This is a genomic window from Arthrobacter sp. AFG7.2 (assembly GCF_002892835.1).
GTDB lineage: Bacteria > Actinomycetota > Actinomycetes > Actinomycetales > Micrococcaceae > Arthrobacter.
Genome location: NZ_PJMB01000002.1, coordinates 184,246 through 201,789, shown reverse-complemented (window position 1 = coordinate 201,789; position 17,544 = coordinate 184,246). Strand labels below are relative to the sequence as shown.

Here is a 17,544-nt window from a genome sequence, read left to right as displayed (position 1 = left end):
GATCCCCCTACAGTGATTCGAGAAGTGCGACGACGCCCTGGCCGCCTGCCGCGCAGACGGAGACAAGGCCGCGTACGGGCCGGCCGTCCGCACCGGCTTTGGCATGCAGCTGCTTGGCCAGTGAGGCCGCAATCCTGCCGCCGGTAGCGGCGAACGGGTGGCCTGCTGCCAGGGAAGAGCCGTTGACGTTCAAGCGTGAGCGGTCCACACTGCCGAAGGCACCCTCGAGCCCAAGCCGGGTGCGGCCGAACTCCTCGTCCTCCCACGCGGCAAGGGTGCTGAGGACCGTGGCCGCAAAGGCTTCGTGGATTTCGAAGAAGTCAATGTCCGCGAGGGTGAGGCCGTGCCGGGCCAGCAGGCGGGGTACGGCGAACACGGGTGCCATCAGCAGGCCGTCCTTGCCGTGGACAAAGTCCACCGCGGCGGCTTCGGCATCCACCACGGCCGCGAGCTTTGGCAGGTCATGGGCGTCTGCCCAGGCCTCGGAAGCGAGCAGGACGGTGGAGGCGCCGTCGGTCAGGGGCGTGGAGTTGCCCGCGGTCATGGTGGCGCCGGCCCCGAGGTTCTTGCCGAAGACCGGCTTCAGGGTCGCGAGTTTCTCCAAGGAAGTATCGGCGCGGAGGTTGCCATCACGGGAAAGGCCCCGGTAGGGGGTGACGAGATCATCAAAGAACCCGGCTTCATAGGCGGCTGCCAGGTTGCGGTGGCTGTTGAAGGCCAGCTCATCCTGGGCCTCGCGCGAAACCTTCCACTGCGCCGTGGTCAGCGCCTGGTGCTCCCCCATGGAAAGACCGGTCCGGGGTTCTGCGGTGCCGGGTGCCAGCGGGGCAAGGTCCTTGGGCCGCAGCCTGCTCAGAACCTGCAACCGCTGCGGAAGGGTCCTGGCCCGGTTGAGGTCGAGGATCACTTCGCGGAGACCCTCACTCACCACGATGGGAGCGTCAGAAGCGGAATCCACGCCGCCGGCAATTGCCGAGTCGATCTGGCCCAGTTTGATTTTGTTGGCCAGGCCCACCACGGTCTCCAGGCCAGTGGCGCAGGCCTGCTGCAGGTCATAGGCAGGAGTCTCGGCAGAGAGGGCAGAACCGAGCACGGCCTCCCGGGTGAGGTTGAAGTCCCGGGAGTGCTTGAGCACGGCACCGGCAGCCACCTCCCCGATGCGCTCGTCCTGCAGGCCGAACCGGGCAATGAGGCCGTCCAGTGCAGCGGTCAGCATGTCCAGGTTGGAGGACTTTGCGTACTGTCCCCCCGCGCGGGCAAACGGGATCCGGTTTCCTCCGACGATCACTGCCCTGCGCGTGGCAGGAGTACCGGCCTTGCCTGGTTCTACAGGTCCGGCGGTGGTCTGTCCGTCAATGGACATGGCTATCTCCTCGGGTTACGTGCGGTTACCGATACCCAGCGTACCTGATACGCTGGGTATCGTGAACAACGACCAGGCCCGCTCCGCGGTGCCCTCCGGAACCGGCAGCCCTGACGGCCGCTCATCGCGCTGGCAGAGCCACCGGGAGGAACGCCGCCGCGAGCTGATCAAGTCCGCCCGGCGGGCAGTTCACATGCTGGGCAGTGACGCTTCCATGGAGGACATTGCCGCCGCCGCAGGCACCTCAAAATCGGTGTTCTACCGGTATTTTGGCGATAAAGCCGGGCTGCAGCAGGCCGTGGGTGAAGTTGTCCTGAGCCAGATGCAGCGCCGGATCCAGGAAGCCGCCCAGAGCGCTGACACTCCCCGTGAAGGGCTGCTGGCCATGGTTTCCGCCTACCTGCAGATGGCGGCCACCAGCCCAAACGTCTATACCTTCGTCACGCGCTACGGCAGCGGAGACCCGGAAGGTGCGTCGGGAGCGGTTTCCGGGGCGCTGGGGCACTTCTTTGACGCAGTGGCCGAGATGATTGCAACCCCCATGAGGTCGCACCTGGGGGACAGCAGGGAGGCCGTCATTGGCTACTGGCCCAAAGCAGCGATAGGGCTGGTGAGGAACGCCGGTGAACAGTGGCTGAGCACCCCGGACTCGCCGGCCAAGCCAGGCCAGGAGTCGATGGCACTGCAGATCACGGCCTGGCTTTGCGTAGGCATAGCCCCGGAGCTTTCGCCCCCGGTCCGGGGATGACCACCAGGACAACCACCAAAAACCTCAAGACATCTGTCAGCACCAACGAAGGATATTGACATGACTGAAGTAGTGGATCGCCCCGCCGGCAAGGGTCAGCGGCCCCCGGCAACAACCAAACCGGTACCCGGCCCCTCCTTGGCCCAGCCCGCCGTCGACGTGGAAGGACTGGGCCGGCAGCTGCTGGGCAAGTGGGCAGCTGTCCGGCTTCAGGCCCGGGACCTGGCCGCCCGGCCTGACCTGCACAAAATTGAAGGCCAGACCCATACTGAGCACCGGGCGAGGGTATTCGGCCAGCTGAAGTACCTGGTGGACCATGAGGCCGTCCACCGCGCCTTTCCGGCGGCACTGGGCGGCGCCGATGACCACGGCGGAAACATTGCCGGCTTCGAGGAGCTTGTAGTGGCCGATCCGTCCCTGCAGATCAAGGCAGGCGTGCAGTGGGGCCTCTTCGGCTCAGCAGTCATGCACCTCGGCACATCGGAACACCATGTGAAGTGGCTTCCCGGCATCATGAGCCTGGACATCCCAGGATGCTTCGCCATGACCGAAACGGGGCACGGCTCGGACGTGGCCAGCATTGCCACAACGGCCACCTACGACCCCTCCACGCAGGAATTCGTGGTGCACACGCCGTTCCGGGCCGCCTGGAAGGACTACATCGGCAACGCCGCCATCGACGGCCTTGGCGCCGTGGTATTCGCCCAGCTCGTTACCCTCGGAGTGAACCACGGCGTCCACGCCTTCTACGTGGACCTGCGGGATGTGGAAACCCGGGAGTTCCTGCCCGGCATCGGCGGCGAGGACGACGGCGTCAAGGGCGGGCTGAATGGCATCGACAACGGCCGGCTGCACTTCACCAACGTCCGGATCCCCCGGGCCAACCTCCTCAACCGTTACGGCGACGTCGCTGCCGACGGGACCTACACGTCCCCCATCGCGAGCCCGGGCAGGCGGTTCTTCACCATGCTTGGCACGCTCGTCCAGGGACGGGTCTCGCTGGACGGTGCAGCGGTGGCAGCATCGAAGGTCGCCCTGCAGGCGGCCATCCGCTATGCCACCGAGCGCCGCCAGTTCAACGCGTCCTCCCACACAGACGAGGAAGTCCTGCTGGACTACCAGCGGCACCAGCGGCGGCTGTTCACCCGGCTCGCCACCACCTACGCCGCCGGATTCGCCCACGAACAGCTGCTGCAAAAGTTCGACGACGTCTTTTCCGGCGCACACGACACTGACGAGGACCGCCAGGACCTGGAAACCCTTGCCGCTGCCCTCAAGGCCCTGAGCACCTGGCATGCCCTGGACACCCTGCAGGAATGCCGTGAAGCGTGCGGCGGCGCCGGCTTCCTGATCGAGAACCGTTTCGCGTCACTGCGGGCCGACCTGGACGTCTATGCCACCTTCGAAGGGGACAACACGGTGCTGCTGCAGCTGGTGGCCAAGCGCCTCCTGGCTGACTACGCCAAGGAGTTCCGGAACGTGGACTTCGGCGTCCTGGCCCGCTACGTGGTAGGCCAGGCCACCGGCGCCGCAATCCACCGGACGGGTCTGCGCCAGGTGGCCCAGTTCATGGCGGACAACGGTTCGGTGCAGAAGGCTGCCATTGCCCTCCGTGACGAGGAAGGCCAGCGGGCACTGCTCACCGACCGGGTGCAGACCATGGTGGCCGAAGCGGCAACAGCGCTGAAGGGAACAGGCCGGCTGTCCCATGAGAAGGGCGCGGCTCTTTTCAACCGGCACCAGAACGAACTGATCGACGCCGCCCAGGCCCACGCCGAGCTGCTGCAGTGGGAGGCGTTCACGGACGCGCTCCGGGACGTGGCAGATCCCGGGACCAAGGTGGTCCTGACCTGGCTGCGGGACCTTTTCGGCCTGTCACTGATCGAGAAGAACTTGTCCTGGTACCTCATGAACGGCCGTCTTTCCATGCAGCGCGGCCGGACCGTGGGCGAGTACATCAACAGGCTGCTGGTGAAGATCCGCCCGCATGCCCTGGACCTTGTGGAAGCGTTCGGATACGGCGACGGCCACGTCCGGGCTGCCGTTGCCACCGGCGCCGAGAAGGAGCGTCAGGACGAGGCACGGGCCTACTTCCGCCGCCAGCGCGCCAGCGGCGAGGCGCCCGTGGACGAGAAAGTTCTGATGGCCAGGACAGCGGCCGCGAAGCGGGTCTGACCGTCCGCCGGCTGCAGGAACGACGACGGCGCCGCTCCCCTTGCGAGGGGGCGGCGCCGTCGTCGTCAATCAGGAATGATCGCCGGGACGAAACCCGCTAGCCTTGGGCCGGCAGTACCGAGCGGTAGACCTCGAGGGTTGTTTCGGTGATGGATTCCCAGGAGAAGTGCTTCTCGGCGCGCAGGCGGCCGGCCTGGCCCATGGCGCGGGCGCGCTCGGGGTCGGAAACCACTTCCGTGAGGGCTGCTGCAAACTCGGTCACAAATTTCTCCGGATCGAGGGGCGTGCCTGTGCCGTCCGTGACCTGCTCAAGGTCCACGAGGAGGCCGGTCCGGCCGTGCTCCACAACTTCCGGGATGCCTCCGGTGGCGCTGGCTACCACTGCGGCGCCGCAGGCCATCGCCTCAAGGTTGACGATGCCGAGCGGCTCGTAGATGGAGGGGCAGGCGAAGGCGGTGGCGTGGCTGAGGACCTGGATGAGCTCGTTGCGCGGCAGCATCCGCTCGATCAGCACCACCCCGGTCCGCTGGCTTTGCAGTTCCTCAATGAGCCGCGCCGTCTCCGCAGCCAGCTCGGGAGTATCCGCAGCACCCAGGCACAGGACCAGCTGGACGTCGGCCGGCAGCTTCGCCGCCGCCCGCAGCAGGTAGGGGACGCCCTTCTGGCGCGTGTTTCTGCCCACGAACACCACGCTGGGCTTTGCCGGGTCGATGCCCAGGGCGCGGACGGCGTCGTCATTCTCGTCACGCTGCCACAGCTCGACATCGATGCCGTTGTGAACCACCCTGACCTTCTCCGGATCGACGTCCGGGTAGCTGCGCAGGATGTCCTGCCGCATGCCCTCCGAGACAGCGATGATGGCTGCCGCGGCCTCATACGCCGTTTTCTCCACCCAGGACGAGAGCGCGTACCCGCCGCCAAGCTGCTCCGCCTTCCAGGGACGCAGCGGCTCCAGGCTGTGGGCGCTCAGGACATGCGGAACGCCGTGCAGCAGGGACGCAAGATGCCCTGCCATGTTGGCGTACCAGGTGTGCGAATGGACCAGGTCCGCCCCTTCCACGTCCGGCACGATCCGAAGGTCCACCCCGAGGGTCTGCACGGCGGCGTTGGCACCGCCAAGGTCCTCCGGAACCTGGTAGGACGTCACGGTGGCGCCATGATAGTCGGCGTCGCGGGGAGCCCCAAAGGCACGAACCTGCAGGTCAACATGCTTACTAAGCACCCTGCTCAATTCGGCCACGTGGACACCGGCGCCACCATAGATCTCAGGCGGAAACTCTTTAGTCACAATGTCTATTCGCACAAGACCCAAGGTAGTCCTTCACGGATAACTGTTCTAGTGTGAAGGAGTCCGGGCATGCCGGACTGTCTTGGGGAGTTACGAAGGCGTACAGGAGCGACCACTATGCCGTTGAACAAAAAAGTCCTGGCCATTGTCCTCGCAGGCGGCGAGGGAAACAGGCTGATGCCACTGACGGCAGACCGGGCCAAACCTGCTGTGCCCTTTGCCGGGAGCTACCGCCTGATCGACTTCGCGCTGTCCAACCTTGTGAACTCGCGCTACCTGCAGATCGTGGTGCTGACGCAGTACAAGTCGCACAGCCTTGACCGCCACATTTCGGAGACCTGGCGGATGTCCACCCAGCTGGGCAACTACGTCGCCTCGGTACCGGCCCAGCAGCGTGTAGGCAAGAGCTGGTTCCTGGGCAGTGCCAACGCCATCTACCAGTCGCTGAACCTCATCCATGATGCCAACCCGGACATCGTAGTGGTGGTCGGCGCGGACCACGTGTACCGGATGGACTTTGCCCAGATGGTGGCCCAGCACGTGAACAGCGGCGCCAAGGCAACGGTGGCCGCCGTCCGGCAGCCCCTGCACATGGCGGACCAGTTCGGCGTCATCGAGGTGGACCAGGACAACCCCCAGAAGATTTCGGCGTTCGTGGAGAAGCCTTCCAGCACCCCGGGCCTCGCGGCTGATCCGTCCCAGTTCCTTGCCTCCATGGGCAATTACGTTTTTGATGCCGATGCGCTGGTGGCTGCGCTCCATGTTGACGCGGAGCGGCTGGACACCAAGCACGACATGGGCGGGGACATCATTCCCTACTTCGTCAACCAGGGCGAAGCAGACGTGTACGACTTCACCCTCAACGACATCCCCGGCTCCACGGAACGTGACCGCACCTACTGGCGCGACGTCGGCACCATCGACTCCTTCTACGACGCCCACATGGACCTCATTTCGCCGTTGCCGGTCTTCAACCTGTACAACTCCGAGTGGCCCATCTACACGAGGCAGAGCATCTCCCCGCCGGCGAAGTTTGTCCGCGGCCAGCACAACACGGTAGGCACCGCCCTGGACTCCATCGTCTCCAACGGCGTGGTGATTTCCGGTGGCATTGTGGAGGGGTCCGTCCTGTCCAATGACGTCTATGTGGCCACCAGCAGCCGGATCATTGATTCCGTCCTCATGGACAAAGTCCAGGTCGGCGAGGGAGCGGTCATCAACCGCGCCATTATCGACAAGAACGTCAAAGTGCCCGCAGGGGCAGCGATCGGCCTGGACGCGGACCTGGACCGTGCCCGTGGCTTCAAGGTCACCGACTCCGGGATCACAGTGCTTGCCAAGGGGCAGACCGTTCCCGAGCCGAGTGATGACGAGCGCCAGCTCGCTGCGCGGAACCTCCACCTCGTCCCGAACGCGGTCAAGGCAGCAGCCGGGCACTACCCTGAACTCCGCGATTCCGTGGACAAGGTGGCAGAAACCCATGCTGCCGCGGCGGCTGCAGCTTCTGCCGACGCCACCCCTGCGGCCAGGATCTAGCACCGGCCCCCAACGCCGGCCCACCGCCAGTGAGGTGCGGCCGGCGATGTCCCAGGCTGTAAAATGGGTACAGTGAGCTCCCCCGATCTGACCCCTGAGGAAATCCAGGCCTGCCTCAAGGTCCTGAACACCATCCACGCTTATGACGAGGAGCATCCGGACTACGTTTCAGTCCGGCGCGCCACCGGGAAAATGTTCAAGGCGGTCAAGAGGCACCGGCGGGTCACGAAGCGCGACCTGATTTCCGAGGCAGACCGGGCAGTGCTGGCCCAGACAGCCACGGCCGCCCCCGACCGGATCGACGACGAAACCCGGGGCAACAAGCTGGCAACATCGGCCACGGGCAAGGTTGCCGGGCACCTCATCCGGTCCCGCCCCTGCTACATCTGCAAGCAGCACTACACCCAGGTGGACGCCTTCTACCACCAGCTTTGCCCCGAGTGCGCCGCGTTCAGCCACGGCAAACGGGATGCCCGGACCGACCTGACCGGCCGCCGTGCCCTGCTCACCGGGGGGCGTGCCAAAATCGGCATGTACATAGCGCTCCGGCTGCTTCGCGACGGCGCACACACCACCATCACCACCCGCTTTCCCAAGGACGCCGCCCGCCGGTTCGCCGCCATGGAGGACAGCAGCGACTGGCTGCACCGGCTGCGGATCGTGGGCATTGACCTGCGCGATCCCGCCCAGGTCATGGCCCTTACGGATTCGCTTAACGAGGCCGGTCCCCTTGACATCATCATCAACAACGCGGCCCAGACTGTGCGCCGGTCCGGCAACGCCTACAAGCCGTTGGTGGACGCCGAAGATGAAGCGCTCCCGCCAGCCCTGGAACAGGCCAACGGCGGCCCCGAACTCGTGACGTTCGGGCATGCCCACGACAAGCACCCCCTGACGCTCGCCAGCAGCGTCACCGAACACCCGGTCCTGGCCGGCGATGCCATTACGTCCCTGGCACTGTCCACCGGGTCGGCCTCGCTGGAACGCATTGCGTCCGGAACGGCCATCGACGCCGGCGGCCTGGTCCCGGACCTCGCCACCATCAACAGCTGGACGCAGGTGGTGGACGAGGTGGACCCGCTGGAGATGCTCGAGGTGCAGCTCTGCAACGTGACCGCGCCGTTCCTGCTGGTCAGCCGGCTGCGCGGGGCTATGAAGCGCTCCACCGCCCGCCGGAAGTACATCGTGAACGTCTCCGCCATGGAAGGGCAGTTCTCCCGCGCCTACAAGGGCCCGGGGCATCCGCATACCAACATGGCCAAGGCAGCGCTCAACATGATGACCCGCACCAGCGCCCAGGAAATGCTGGACAGCGACGGCATCCTGATGACCGCGGTGGATACCGGCTGGATCACCGATGAACGGCCGCACTTCACCAAGGTCAGGCTCATGGAGGAAGGCTTCCACGCGCCCCTGGACCTCGTGGACGGCGCGGCGCGCGTCTATGATCCCATCGTTATGGGAGAGAACGGCGAGGACCAGTACGGGGTGTTCCTCAAGGACTACAAACCCAGCCCCTGGTAAGGGTAAGCTCGCGGCATGAGCGGCGAACCTATATCTGACGTGCAGAACCTTGAACACCATGAGTGCTGGGCCGCGCTCCGGACCGTGTCTGTTGGCAGGCTGGCAGTCCTTGTGGCCGGGCGCCCGGATATTTTCCCCATCAACTACACCGTTGACGGCGGCACACTGGTGTTCCGGACCAGCGAGGGAACCAAGTTGTCGGGTGCTTCGGAAGACGCTGCGGTAGCCGTGGAGGCAGACGGAGTGGACCCTGACACCGGGCTGGCGTGGAGCGTCGTGGTGAAGGGGACGGCCGCCGTCGTCACGGGCACCGAACAGGTCCTGGAGACCACGCAGCTCTTCCTCTTCCCCTGGCAGGCAGGCAAGAAGGACGTGTTCGTCCGCATTACCCCGGACAGCATCACAGGCCGCCGCTTCAGGGTGACTGAACCGATGACCTGGTGGACCCAGCTCAGCGGCGCTGCCAGGGCTGCCCAGGAGTAGCACGGCCGGGCCGCCCCGCCTGAGCCGTCCCCGTTGGCGCGGGCAAGCAGGGACGGCGCCGGTCAGGCGAGTTGCGTAATCTCCACGCTGACGCTCAGTGCCGAGCCGCCGCCGCCGGACAGGATGCCCTTGAGTGGAGGCACGTCCCGGTAGTCCCTGCCGCGGGCCACAGTGACATGGAAGTCGCCCGCCGGCTTGTGGTTGGTGGGATCCCAGCTCCGCCAGTCGCCGTCCCAGAATTCCAGCCAGGCGTGCGACTGGCCGGCCACCGTCTCGCCGACGCCCGCGCTGGAGCGGGGGTGCAGGTAGCCGGACACGTACCGGGCTGGAATCCCGCAGCTGCGCAGTGCACCAATGGCCAGGTGTGCCAGGTCCTGGCAGACACCCTGGCGCTGGCCCCACGCTTCCTCCGCGTTGGTGGTCACCGCCGTCGACCCGGACATGTAGGTCATCTCGCCCCGCATCCACTCGAACACGGCCATGGCGGCCTCATGCGGGTTCTTCCCGGCCACTACCCCGGGGATGATGCCCAGGACTTCGTCGCCCGGGCCGCTCAGCCTGGACTGCGGCAGCCAGTCGCTGAAGGTGTTGAGCGTCTCCGGGGAGGCAAGGACGTCCCAGCCGGCAATGTCCTGCTCGGCCGGAATCTTCTCTGCCCGGTGGACTTCCACAGTGATATTGGAAACCACCTCGAGGTGCTCGTGCGGCATCTGCATATCGAACGCAGTAACCCTGGTGCCCCAGTAATCGCGGTAGGTGCTGACGGCCGCCTGGGTCGGAGACACCTTGACGACCGATTCCAGCACCACCTGCTGCGAATCCGTCAGCGGGGTCATCCGTGCCTCGTTGTAGGACAGGGTGACCCGTTTGTTGTACTTATAGGCCGTCTTGTGCACGATACTCAGCCGGGTCATGAAACTTCTCCCACCCAGGCCAATTCATCCGCCTGATTGAAGTACTTACGGGAAATGGCGTCCGACGCCTGGGACACAGCCTTCTGCACGCGCTCCATGTGTTCCGGCAGCTCGGACATCAGATCATCCGTGCGGTGGAACTCAAGGAACGTCCGCGCCTGGCCAACAATCCGCCGGGCGTCATTGATAAAGCCCACCCGCTGGGCGGAGGGATCGAGCTTTGCCAGGCACTCGTCGGCGTCCCGCAGGGCGTAGACGATGGACCGCGGGAACAGCCGGTCAAGGAGCAGGAACTCAGCGGCGTGCTGGTCACCGAAGGCGGCCCGGCGGGTACGCAGGAAGGACTCGTACGCCCCGGCGCAGCGGAGCATGTTGACCCAGGACATTCCGGCGGAGAGCACGTCCCGGGTGGAGAGCATGCGCGCGGTCATGTCGGCCCGCTCCAGGGAGCGGCCCAGCACCAGGAAGAGCCAGCTTTCATCATGGCTGACGGTGGTGTCCGCCAGGCCGCTGACCATGGCTGTCCGTTCCAGCGTCCAGTTGCAGAACCGGTAGGTGCCCACCACGTCCTTGCGGTGCTGGCTCAGCCCGTAGTAAGTGGTGTTCAGGCTCTCCCACAAGCCGGAGGAGACAGTTTCCCGGGCCCGGCGGGCGTTCTCGCGTGCCGCTCCCAGGGATCCTGCAATGGAGGTGGCGCTGGTCTTGTCATAGGCCAGCGCGTGCAGCAGTTCCGGCAGGCCGAAATCCTCGCTCTGCGGGCGGGCGCCCATCACGGCAAGGAGTTCCTGTGCCACACTTTTGCGCTCGTCCATGGGCAGGTGGTTAAGGCGCTCCAGGTGCACGTCCAGGATGCGGGCGGTGCCGTCGGCACGCTCCACATAACGGCCGATCCAGAAAAGGGACTCGGCAATACGGCTAAGCATTCGCGGCTACCTCCTGCGCGCCCGGAACTGGAAAAGAGACTGCGTGGGTCATGGCCCGGCTCACTGCTGCTGCTCCGACTGGCGGTCCCGCCAGTTGCTTTCCACCGGCCATACGGAGACGCGCTCCCGGACGGAGATGGAGGGACGCGGCAGGGTTTCCACCGGCACCTGCGGAGAATCTGCCAGGACCCAGGTGTCCTTGGATCCGCCGCCCTGGCTGGAGTTCACAATCAGTGAGCCCTCCTTGAGCGCCACGCGCGTCAGCCCGCCGGGGAGCACCCAGACGTTGTCGCCGTCGTTCACGGCGAAGGGCCGCAGGTCCACGTGGCGGGGGCCGAACTTGTCCCCGCTCAGCGTGGGGACCGTGGAGAGCTGCAGCACGGGCTGCGCAATCCAGCCGCGGGGATCGGCGATGACCCGCTGGCGCAGGGCGTCCAGCTCATCCCTGGAAGCGTCCGGGCCAATGACCAGGCCCTTGCCGCCGGAGCCGTCCACGGGCTTGACCACCAGTTCGGCCAGGTTGTCCAGGGTGTACTCCCGGGCTTCCTTCTCCTCCAGGCGGTACGTGTCCACGTTGGCGATGATGGGCTCCTCGCTCAGGTAGTACCGGATCAGGTCAGGGACGTAACTGTAGACCAGTTTGTCGTCAGCGACGCCGTTGCCCACGGCGTTGGCGATGGTCACGCCGCCTGCCCGGGCAGCGTTCACCAGACCGGGGCAGCCGAGCATGGAGTCGGAGCGGAACTGCAGGGGATCAAGGAAATCGTCGTCGATCCGTTTGTAGATAACATCGACGCGCTGTTCGCCGGCGGTGGTGCGCATGTAGACGCGGTTTCCGCGGCAGATCAGGTCGCGGCCCTCCACCAGTTCAACGCCCATGAGGCCGGCCAGCAGGGTGTGCTCGAAGTAGGCGCTGTTGAACACGCCGGGGGTCAGGACGACGACGGTGGGATCGTCGACGCCGGAGGGCGCCGTTTTGCGCAGGGCAGAGAGCAGCCGGCGGGGGTACTCCTCGACGGGCCGGATGAGCTGCTGGCCGAAGGCTTCGGGCAGGCCCTTGGCCATGGCCCGGCGGTTCTCCAGGACGTAGCTCACGCCTGAGGGAACGCGGACGTTGTCCTCCAGAACGCGGAACGTGCCGGCGGCGTCACGGACAACGTCGATGCCCGAAATGTGGACGCGGACGCCGCCGGCCGGTTCGAAGCCGTGGACCTGCCGGTGGAAGTGCGCGCTGGTGGTGACCAGCTGCCGGGGGATCACGCCGTCGGCCACCACGGTCATCTTGTCGTACACGTCGTTGAGGAAGGCTTCCAGCGCGCGGACCCGCTGGGCCACCCCGCGCTCCAGCACGTCCCACTCCCCCGCGGGAATGACCCGGGGGACGATGTCCAGCGGGAAGGGACGCTCCTCGCCGGCGAAATCGAACGTCACACCGCGGTCCAGGAAAGTGCGCGCCATCGAGTCGGCGCGTGCGCTCACATCCGCCAGGGAGAGCTTGCGAAGGGCGTCCGCCACCTGCTCATAAGAGCCCCTGGCCTGTTGCCCGGGGGCGAACATCTCGTCGTAGGCTCCGGACCGGCCGGCGGCCACGGAGTAATCCTGGAATAGGTCTGACATGTCCAATAGCCAACCATCTTTTTGTTTCGAATTCATTACTGCCATCCATTCTGGCGTGTTGGCGGGGGTGCTGCGGTTCGTGCATTGCGCAACTTTTCCGGCACAGTAGGTGAGTGCCAGTCCGCAGATCCTTCCGCCACCCCGGCCCCGGCCTGCCAGGACGGGCCACGCGGCTGCTCCCGGGGCTGGCAACCGCGGCCGCCGCCCTGGCAGCAGCCTTCCTGGTTCACCGGTTTGTGCCTGCGCTGCCCGCGATGACTCTGGCTGTGGTCCTGGGCGTCCTGGCCGCCAACCTGCCCTGGGCCGGGGCGTGGACGGCCGGCAGGGCGAGGCCGGGGCTGGACTTCGCCGGGAAGCACCTGATGCGCGGCGGCATCGTCCTGCTAGGCCTGAAAGTCAGCATCATGGACGTGCTGGGACTGGGCTGGCTGGCGCTGGTCCTGATCGTCGGCGTGGTGGCGGCCAGCTTCGGTGGAACGTACCTGATCTCCCGGCTCTTCCGGCTGCCGCCGGTGACCTCGCTCCTTGTGGCAACAGGGTTTTCCATCTGCGGTGCCTCCGCCATCGGCGCGATGGCCGCCGTGCGCCGGATCCGGCACGTGGACACCGTCCTGCCGGTGGCACTCGTGACCCTCTGCGGAACCCTTGCCATCGGCGTCCTGCCACTTCTCGTACATCCCCTGCAGCTCAGCGCGCCCGTGTTCGGCGCCTGGACCGGCGCATCAGTGCACGACGTCGGCCAGGTGGTGGCCACGGCGCAAACCGCAGGAACGGCGGCGCTGGGCATCGCCGTCGTGGTTAAGCTCACCCGGGTGCTCCTGCTGGCGCCGGTCACTGCGCTGGCCGGCGCGCACCACCGGTTTGTGCCTCCGCCGGGGAACCCTGCCGAAGCGGAAGAAGCCAGGCTGCCGCCGGTGGTGCCGCTCTTCGTGATCGGGTTTATGGCGATGGTGGGCCTCCGCTCCACGGGGTGGCTGGCGCCGGGCTGGCTGGAGGCCGGAGCGGTGCTGCAGGACATCCTGCTCGGTGCCGCCCTGTTCGGACTCGGGTCCGCCGTGCGGATCAGGACGCTGCTGCACACCGGCGGACGGGCGCTGCTGGCGGCCCTGGCATCATGGCTCCTGATCGCCCTCCTGGGACTGGCCGCAGCCCTGCTGATTGCGTCCTGAATTGTGATCAAACACCTCGTGATTAGATAGCTGGGTGTCACATGAGAATCTGCAGCGCGATGAAGCCGCCCAACGTTCAGCCCTGATCAGCACCACCAGTTATGACGTATCCCTGGACGTGCGGCAGGGGCCGGATCCGGAGGTGGCCGGCTATCCAACCAGCACCACCATCAGCTTCACCGCCTCCGAGCCGGGTACCCCGACGTTCCTGGACTTCATCGGCACCGTCCACAGCGTGTCCCTCAACGGTGAGGAACTCCGCGTGGAGGATGTGGCGGACGGCGCCAGAATCAGGCTGGACAACCTGCAGGCCGAGAACCAGGTGACCGTCACCGGAACGGCCCTCTACAGCCGCTCCGGCGAGGGCATGCACCGGTTTTTCGATCCTGCGGACGGCCAGTGCTACCTCTACACCCAGTACGAGCCCGCCGACGCCCGCAGGGTGTTCGCCAACTTTGAACAGCCCGACCTGAAGGCCGCCTACACCTTCCATGTGACGGCTCCCGCCGGCTGGCAGGTTGCCTCCAACGGCGCCGAAGTCAGGCGCACGCCCCTTCCCGGCGACGACACCGCAGCACGTTGGGACTTCGCCACCACCGAGCCCATGTCCACCTACATCACCACCGTGCTGGCCGGGCCGTACTTCAAGGCGGAGGACCGCTGGCAGGCAACGCTCGACGACGGCACCGCCCTGGACGTGCCGCTGGCCCTCTATTGCCGGGCTTCCATGGCTGAATCCTTTGACACCGGCGAGCTGTTCACGCTGACGAAGAACGGACTGGACTTCTTCAACAGGCTCTTCGACTACCCCTACCCCTGGGGCAAGTACGACCAGGCATTCGTGCCGGAGTACAACCTCGGGGCCATGGAGAACCCCGGCCTGGTGACGTTCACCGAGAGTTACGTGTTCACCTCCCGCGCCACCGATGCCCAGTACCAAGGACGCGCCAATACCCTGATGCACGAAATGGCGCACATGTGGTTCGGCGACCTGGTGACCATGCAGTGGTGGGATGACCTGTGGCTCAAGGAATCCTTCGCGGACTACATGGGCAGCCTGGGTGTGGACGAGGCAACCGGCTGGGACACGGCGTGGGTGAACTTCGCCAACAAGCGCAAGGCCTGGGCCTACGTCCAGGACCAGCTGCCCACCACGCATCCCATCGTGGCGGACATCCCGGACCTCGAGGCCGCCAAGCAGAATTTTGACGGCATCACCTACGCCAAGGGCGCCTCCGTCCTGAAGCAGCTGGTCGCCTATGTGGGGTTCGAGGCGTTTATCACCGGTGCCCGGGCCTACTTCCGCAAGCACGCCTACGGCAACACGTCCCTTGGCGACCTGCTGGCGGCCCTGAGTGCTTCTTCAGGCCGGGACCTGGACGGCTGGGCGCAGCAGTGGCTGCAGACCTCCGGCATCTCCACGCTTTCCCTGGAGATCGTTCCGGGGACTGACGACGACGGCGTCCTGGGCGCCGTGTCGATCGTCCAGGACGCCACGGACCCGGTCACGGGACGTGAGGAACTGCGCCCGCACCGCCTGCGCGTGGGTTGCTACGATTTCGACGCCGGAGGCGCGCTGGTGCGGTCCGGGAGCCTCGAAACTGACGTGAAGGGTGCACGGACTGAGCTTCCGGAACTCACCGGACGGCCGCGGCCGGCGCTCCTGCTGGTAAATGACGACGACCTCACGTACGCCAAGGTCCGCCTGGACCCGGCATCCGAAGAGACGGTCCGCTCATCACTGGACCGGATCGTGGACCCGATGGCACGCGCCCTGTGCTGGACGGCCCTGTGGAACTCGGCCCGCGACGGCGAAAGCCCTGCCGCACACTACGTTGACGCCGTTGCCGCGTTCGGTCCGGCGGAGACAGGCATCGGCGTGCTGCTGAACATCCTGGAAAACGCAAGCACCGCCGTCGAACGCTACACCCCGGCAACAGCCCGGGACGCCGCCCGGTCCTCCTTCCTGGCCACCGCAGCTGCCGAAATGGACCGGGCCGCGCCGGGCTCGGACCAGCAGCTGGCCTGGGCCCGGACAGTGGGCACCCTCAGCCGGCACGACGACGCCATGCTGCCCCGCCTCCGCGGCCTCCTTGACGGCACGGCAACTGTGCCGGGTCTGGCGGTCGACGCCGAACTGCGCTGGCACTTCTGGCACGCCCTGGCAGCGCAGGGCCGGGCGACGACGGCGGAGCTGGAGGCCGAGCTCGGCCGGGACACCACGGCCTCAGGACGGGCCGGCCACGCCACGGCGCTCGCCGCCCGCCTGGACAAAGACGTGAAGACAGCGGCCTGGCAGGCTGCGGTTCATGGCAGCGAGCTCTCCAACCAGCTGCTGACCGCCACCATCAGCGGCTTCACCACAGCGCCGGCCGCCCTGCTGGACCCTTACGTTGAGCCGTACTTTGCGTGCCTGCGGGACGTGTGGGAGAGCCGCAGCATCGAGATCGCCAGCCGCATTGTCCGGGGCCTCTACCCCGCAGCCCAGGACCTGGCCGCAGGGTCGGAGCCGGCACAGCATCCCGTCATCCTGCGCACCGAGGACTGGCTGGCCGCCAATGCCAATGCTCCCAGGGCCCTGCGCCGCATCATCGTGGAGCAGCGCAGCCACCTGCAGCGGGCACTCACGGCGCAGGCCGCCGTCGTCAAAGCCTCGCCGGCCCTGCAGTAGGTCAGGGAACCCGGTGCAGCCACTCCGCGGTGCCGAACTTGCTGCGGACGCGGTCAGCGGCCGTGCCCAGCTCGGCCTCGGTCAGCTCTGACGGAGTAGCCCCGTACCGGTCGGTGAAAACCTCCATCATGGCGCTGATGATGGCCGTGCGGGACAGTCCGGTCTGCCGCCGGAGCGGGTCCACCCGCTTCTTGGCGCTGCGGGTCCCTTTGTCCGAAAGTTTTTCCTTGCCGATCCGCAGTACTTCCACCATTTTGTCGGCGTCGATGTCGTAGCTCATGGTGACGTGGTGGAGCATGCCGCCGTGCGCCAGCCGCTTCTGCGCTGCACCGCCGATCTTTCCCTGGTCCGTGGCGATGTCGTTCAGCGGCACATAGAAGGCGTTGATGCCGAGCTTTTCCAGCGCGGCCATGACCCAGGCGTCGAGGAAGGGGTAGGAGTCGGCAAAGCTGAGCCCGTCCACGAGGGTCTGTGGCAGGTACAGCGAGTAGGTGATGCAGTTGCCCGCCTCCATGAACATGGCTCCCCCGCCGCTGATGCGCCGCACAACCTTGATGCCGTGCTTCGCCACGCCGTCGGGGTCCACCTCGTTGCGGTAGGACTGGAAGCTGCCGATGACCGTTGACGGCTCTTCCCAGTCCCAGAAGCGGAGGGTGGGGTTGCGGCGGCCGGCGCCTACTTCCTCGGTGAGGACCTCGTCCAGCGCCACGTTGATTTCGGTGGGCAGGACGGTGGGGGCAATGACATCCCAGTGGTGGTCTGCCCAGGATGTGGCCTTGGCCAGGGCGCGCCGGACCGCAATGGCTACGGCTTCCGCGGAGAAGCCGAACAGGGCTGCGCCGGCCGGCAGCGATGCTGAGACGACGGCGGCGAGCTCGGACGCCGTCGTGGTGTCCGGCAGTCCCGTCAGGCCGCGGTTGATGTGGAGGAGTGCCTCATCGGGTTCCAGGAAGAAGTCTCCGCTGACGCTGACGTTGGCCAGCCTGCCGTCATTGACGTCCAGGTCCACCACCACGAGTTTGCCGCCGGGGACTTTGTACTCGCCGTGGCGGCGGGAGGCAGAAGGGTTCGCTGAAGCAGGCGTGGCGGTCATGCCTTCCATCCTGCCCCAAAATGGCGCTGGGCCAATAACA

The 17,544-nt window shown here is 66.4% G+C and carries 13 protein-coding genes; 7 read left to right on the top strand and 6 right to left on the bottom strand.

Annotated features, from left to right (window positions below):
- Positions 1-7 precede the first annotated feature (7 nt).
- Entirely contained in the window at positions 8-1,363 is a 1,356-nt protein-coding gene (locus tag CXX84_RS04635; RefSeq protein WP_102975542.1) for an acetyl-CoA C-acetyltransferase, read from the bottom strand.
- Positions 1,364-1,424: 61 nt separating this feature from the next.
- On the opposite strand from CXX84_RS04635, the gene CXX84_RS04630 reads away from it, so the two are divergent.
- Both CXX84_RS04630 and CXX84_RS04625 read left to right on the top strand, forming a co-directional pair.
- Complete coding sequence (locus tag CXX84_RS04630) at positions 1,425-2,111, top strand: TetR/AcrR family transcriptional regulator (protein WP_411266189.1); 687 nt, start codon at positions 1,425-1,427, stop codon at positions 2,109-2,111.
- A gap of 60 nt (positions 2,112-2,171) precedes the next feature.
- Positions 2,172-4,286: an acyl-CoA dehydrogenase gene (locus CXX84_RS04625; protein WP_102975541.1), complete on the top strand. Its 2,115-nt coding sequence runs from the start codon at positions 2,172-2,174 to the stop codon at positions 4,284-4,286.
- A gap of 97 nt (positions 4,287-4,383) precedes the next feature.
- Here CXX84_RS04625 and glgA read toward each other — a convergent pair whose 3' ends face one another.
- Positions 4,384-5,589, bottom strand: a complete 1,206-nt coding sequence (gene glgA / locus CXX84_RS04620) for a glycogen synthase (protein WP_102975540.1) — start codon at positions 5,587-5,589, stop codon at positions 4,384-4,386.
- A gap of 102 nt (positions 5,590-5,691) precedes the next feature.
- On the opposite strand from glgA, the gene glgC reads away from it, so the two are divergent.
- From glgC to CXX84_RS04605, 3 genes are all read left to right on the top strand, one after another.
- Positions 5,692-7,110, top strand: coding sequence for a glucose-1-phosphate adenylyltransferase (gene glgC, locus CXX84_RS04615; RefSeq protein WP_102975539.1), 1,419 nt, complete (start codon positions 5,692-5,694; stop codon positions 7,108-7,110).
- 72 nt (positions 7,111-7,182) lie between these two features.
- The gene (locus CXX84_RS04610; protein ID WP_102975865.1) at positions 7,183-8,634 is read left to right on the top strand and encodes an SDR family NAD(P)-dependent oxidoreductase; all 1,452 of its coding nucleotides are present in this window, start codon (positions 7,183-7,185) and stop codon (positions 8,632-8,634) included.
- 15 nt (positions 8,635-8,649) lie between these two features.
- A complete protein-coding gene (locus CXX84_RS04605) occupies positions 8,650-9,117 on the top strand; it encodes a pyridoxamine 5'-phosphate oxidase family protein (protein WP_102975538.1) in 468 nt (155 codons plus the stop codon).
- A 62-nt stretch (positions 9,118-9,179) separates the two neighbouring features.
- Here the strand turns inward: CXX84_RS04605 and CXX84_RS04600 are convergent, their stop codons facing one another.
- Genes CXX84_RS04600 through CXX84_RS04590 form a run of 3 tightly spaced genes read right to left on the bottom strand, consistent with a single transcriptional unit; the run spans position 9,180 to position 12,571 of the window.
- Positions 9,180-10,031, bottom strand: coding sequence for a transglutaminase N-terminal domain-containing protein (locus CXX84_RS04600; RefSeq protein WP_102975537.1), 852 nt, complete (start codon positions 10,029-10,031; stop codon positions 9,180-9,182).
- Positions 10,028-10,954 (bottom strand): alpha-E domain-containing protein, encoded by a 927-nt coding sequence (locus CXX84_RS04595; RefSeq protein ID WP_102975536.1) that lies wholly within the window; start codon positions 10,952-10,954, stop codon positions 10,028-10,030. Before CXX84_RS04595 ends, CXX84_RS04600 begins: the two co-directional genes overlap by 4 nt.
- A gap of 60 nt (positions 10,955-11,014) precedes the next feature.
- Positions 11,015-12,571, bottom strand: coding sequence for a circularly permuted type 2 ATP-grasp protein (locus CXX84_RS04590; RefSeq protein WP_102975535.1), 1,557 nt, complete (start codon positions 12,569-12,571; stop codon positions 11,015-11,017).
- Positions 12,572-12,684: 113 nt separating this feature from the next.
- On the opposite strand from CXX84_RS04590, the gene CXX84_RS04585 reads away from it, so the two are divergent.
- Both CXX84_RS04585 and pepN read left to right on the top strand, forming a co-directional pair.
- A complete protein-coding gene (locus CXX84_RS04585; RefSeq protein ID WP_102975534.1) occupies positions 12,685-13,740 on the top strand; it encodes a YeiH family protein in 1,056 nt (351 codons plus the stop codon).
- Positions 13,741-13,774: 34 nt separating this feature from the next.
- Positions 13,775-16,411: an aminopeptidase N gene (pepN, locus tag CXX84_RS04580; RefSeq protein ID WP_102975533.1), complete on the top strand. Its 2,637-nt coding sequence runs from the start codon at positions 13,775-13,777 to the stop codon at positions 16,409-16,411.
- Between the two features lies 1 nt (position 16,412).
- Here the strand turns inward: pepN and CXX84_RS04575 are convergent, their stop codons facing one another.
- Entirely contained in the window at positions 16,413-17,504 is a 1,092-nt protein-coding gene (locus tag CXX84_RS04575; protein ID WP_102975532.1) for a biotin/lipoate A/B protein ligase family protein, read from the bottom strand.
- Positions 17,505-17,544: the final 40 nt, after the last annotated feature.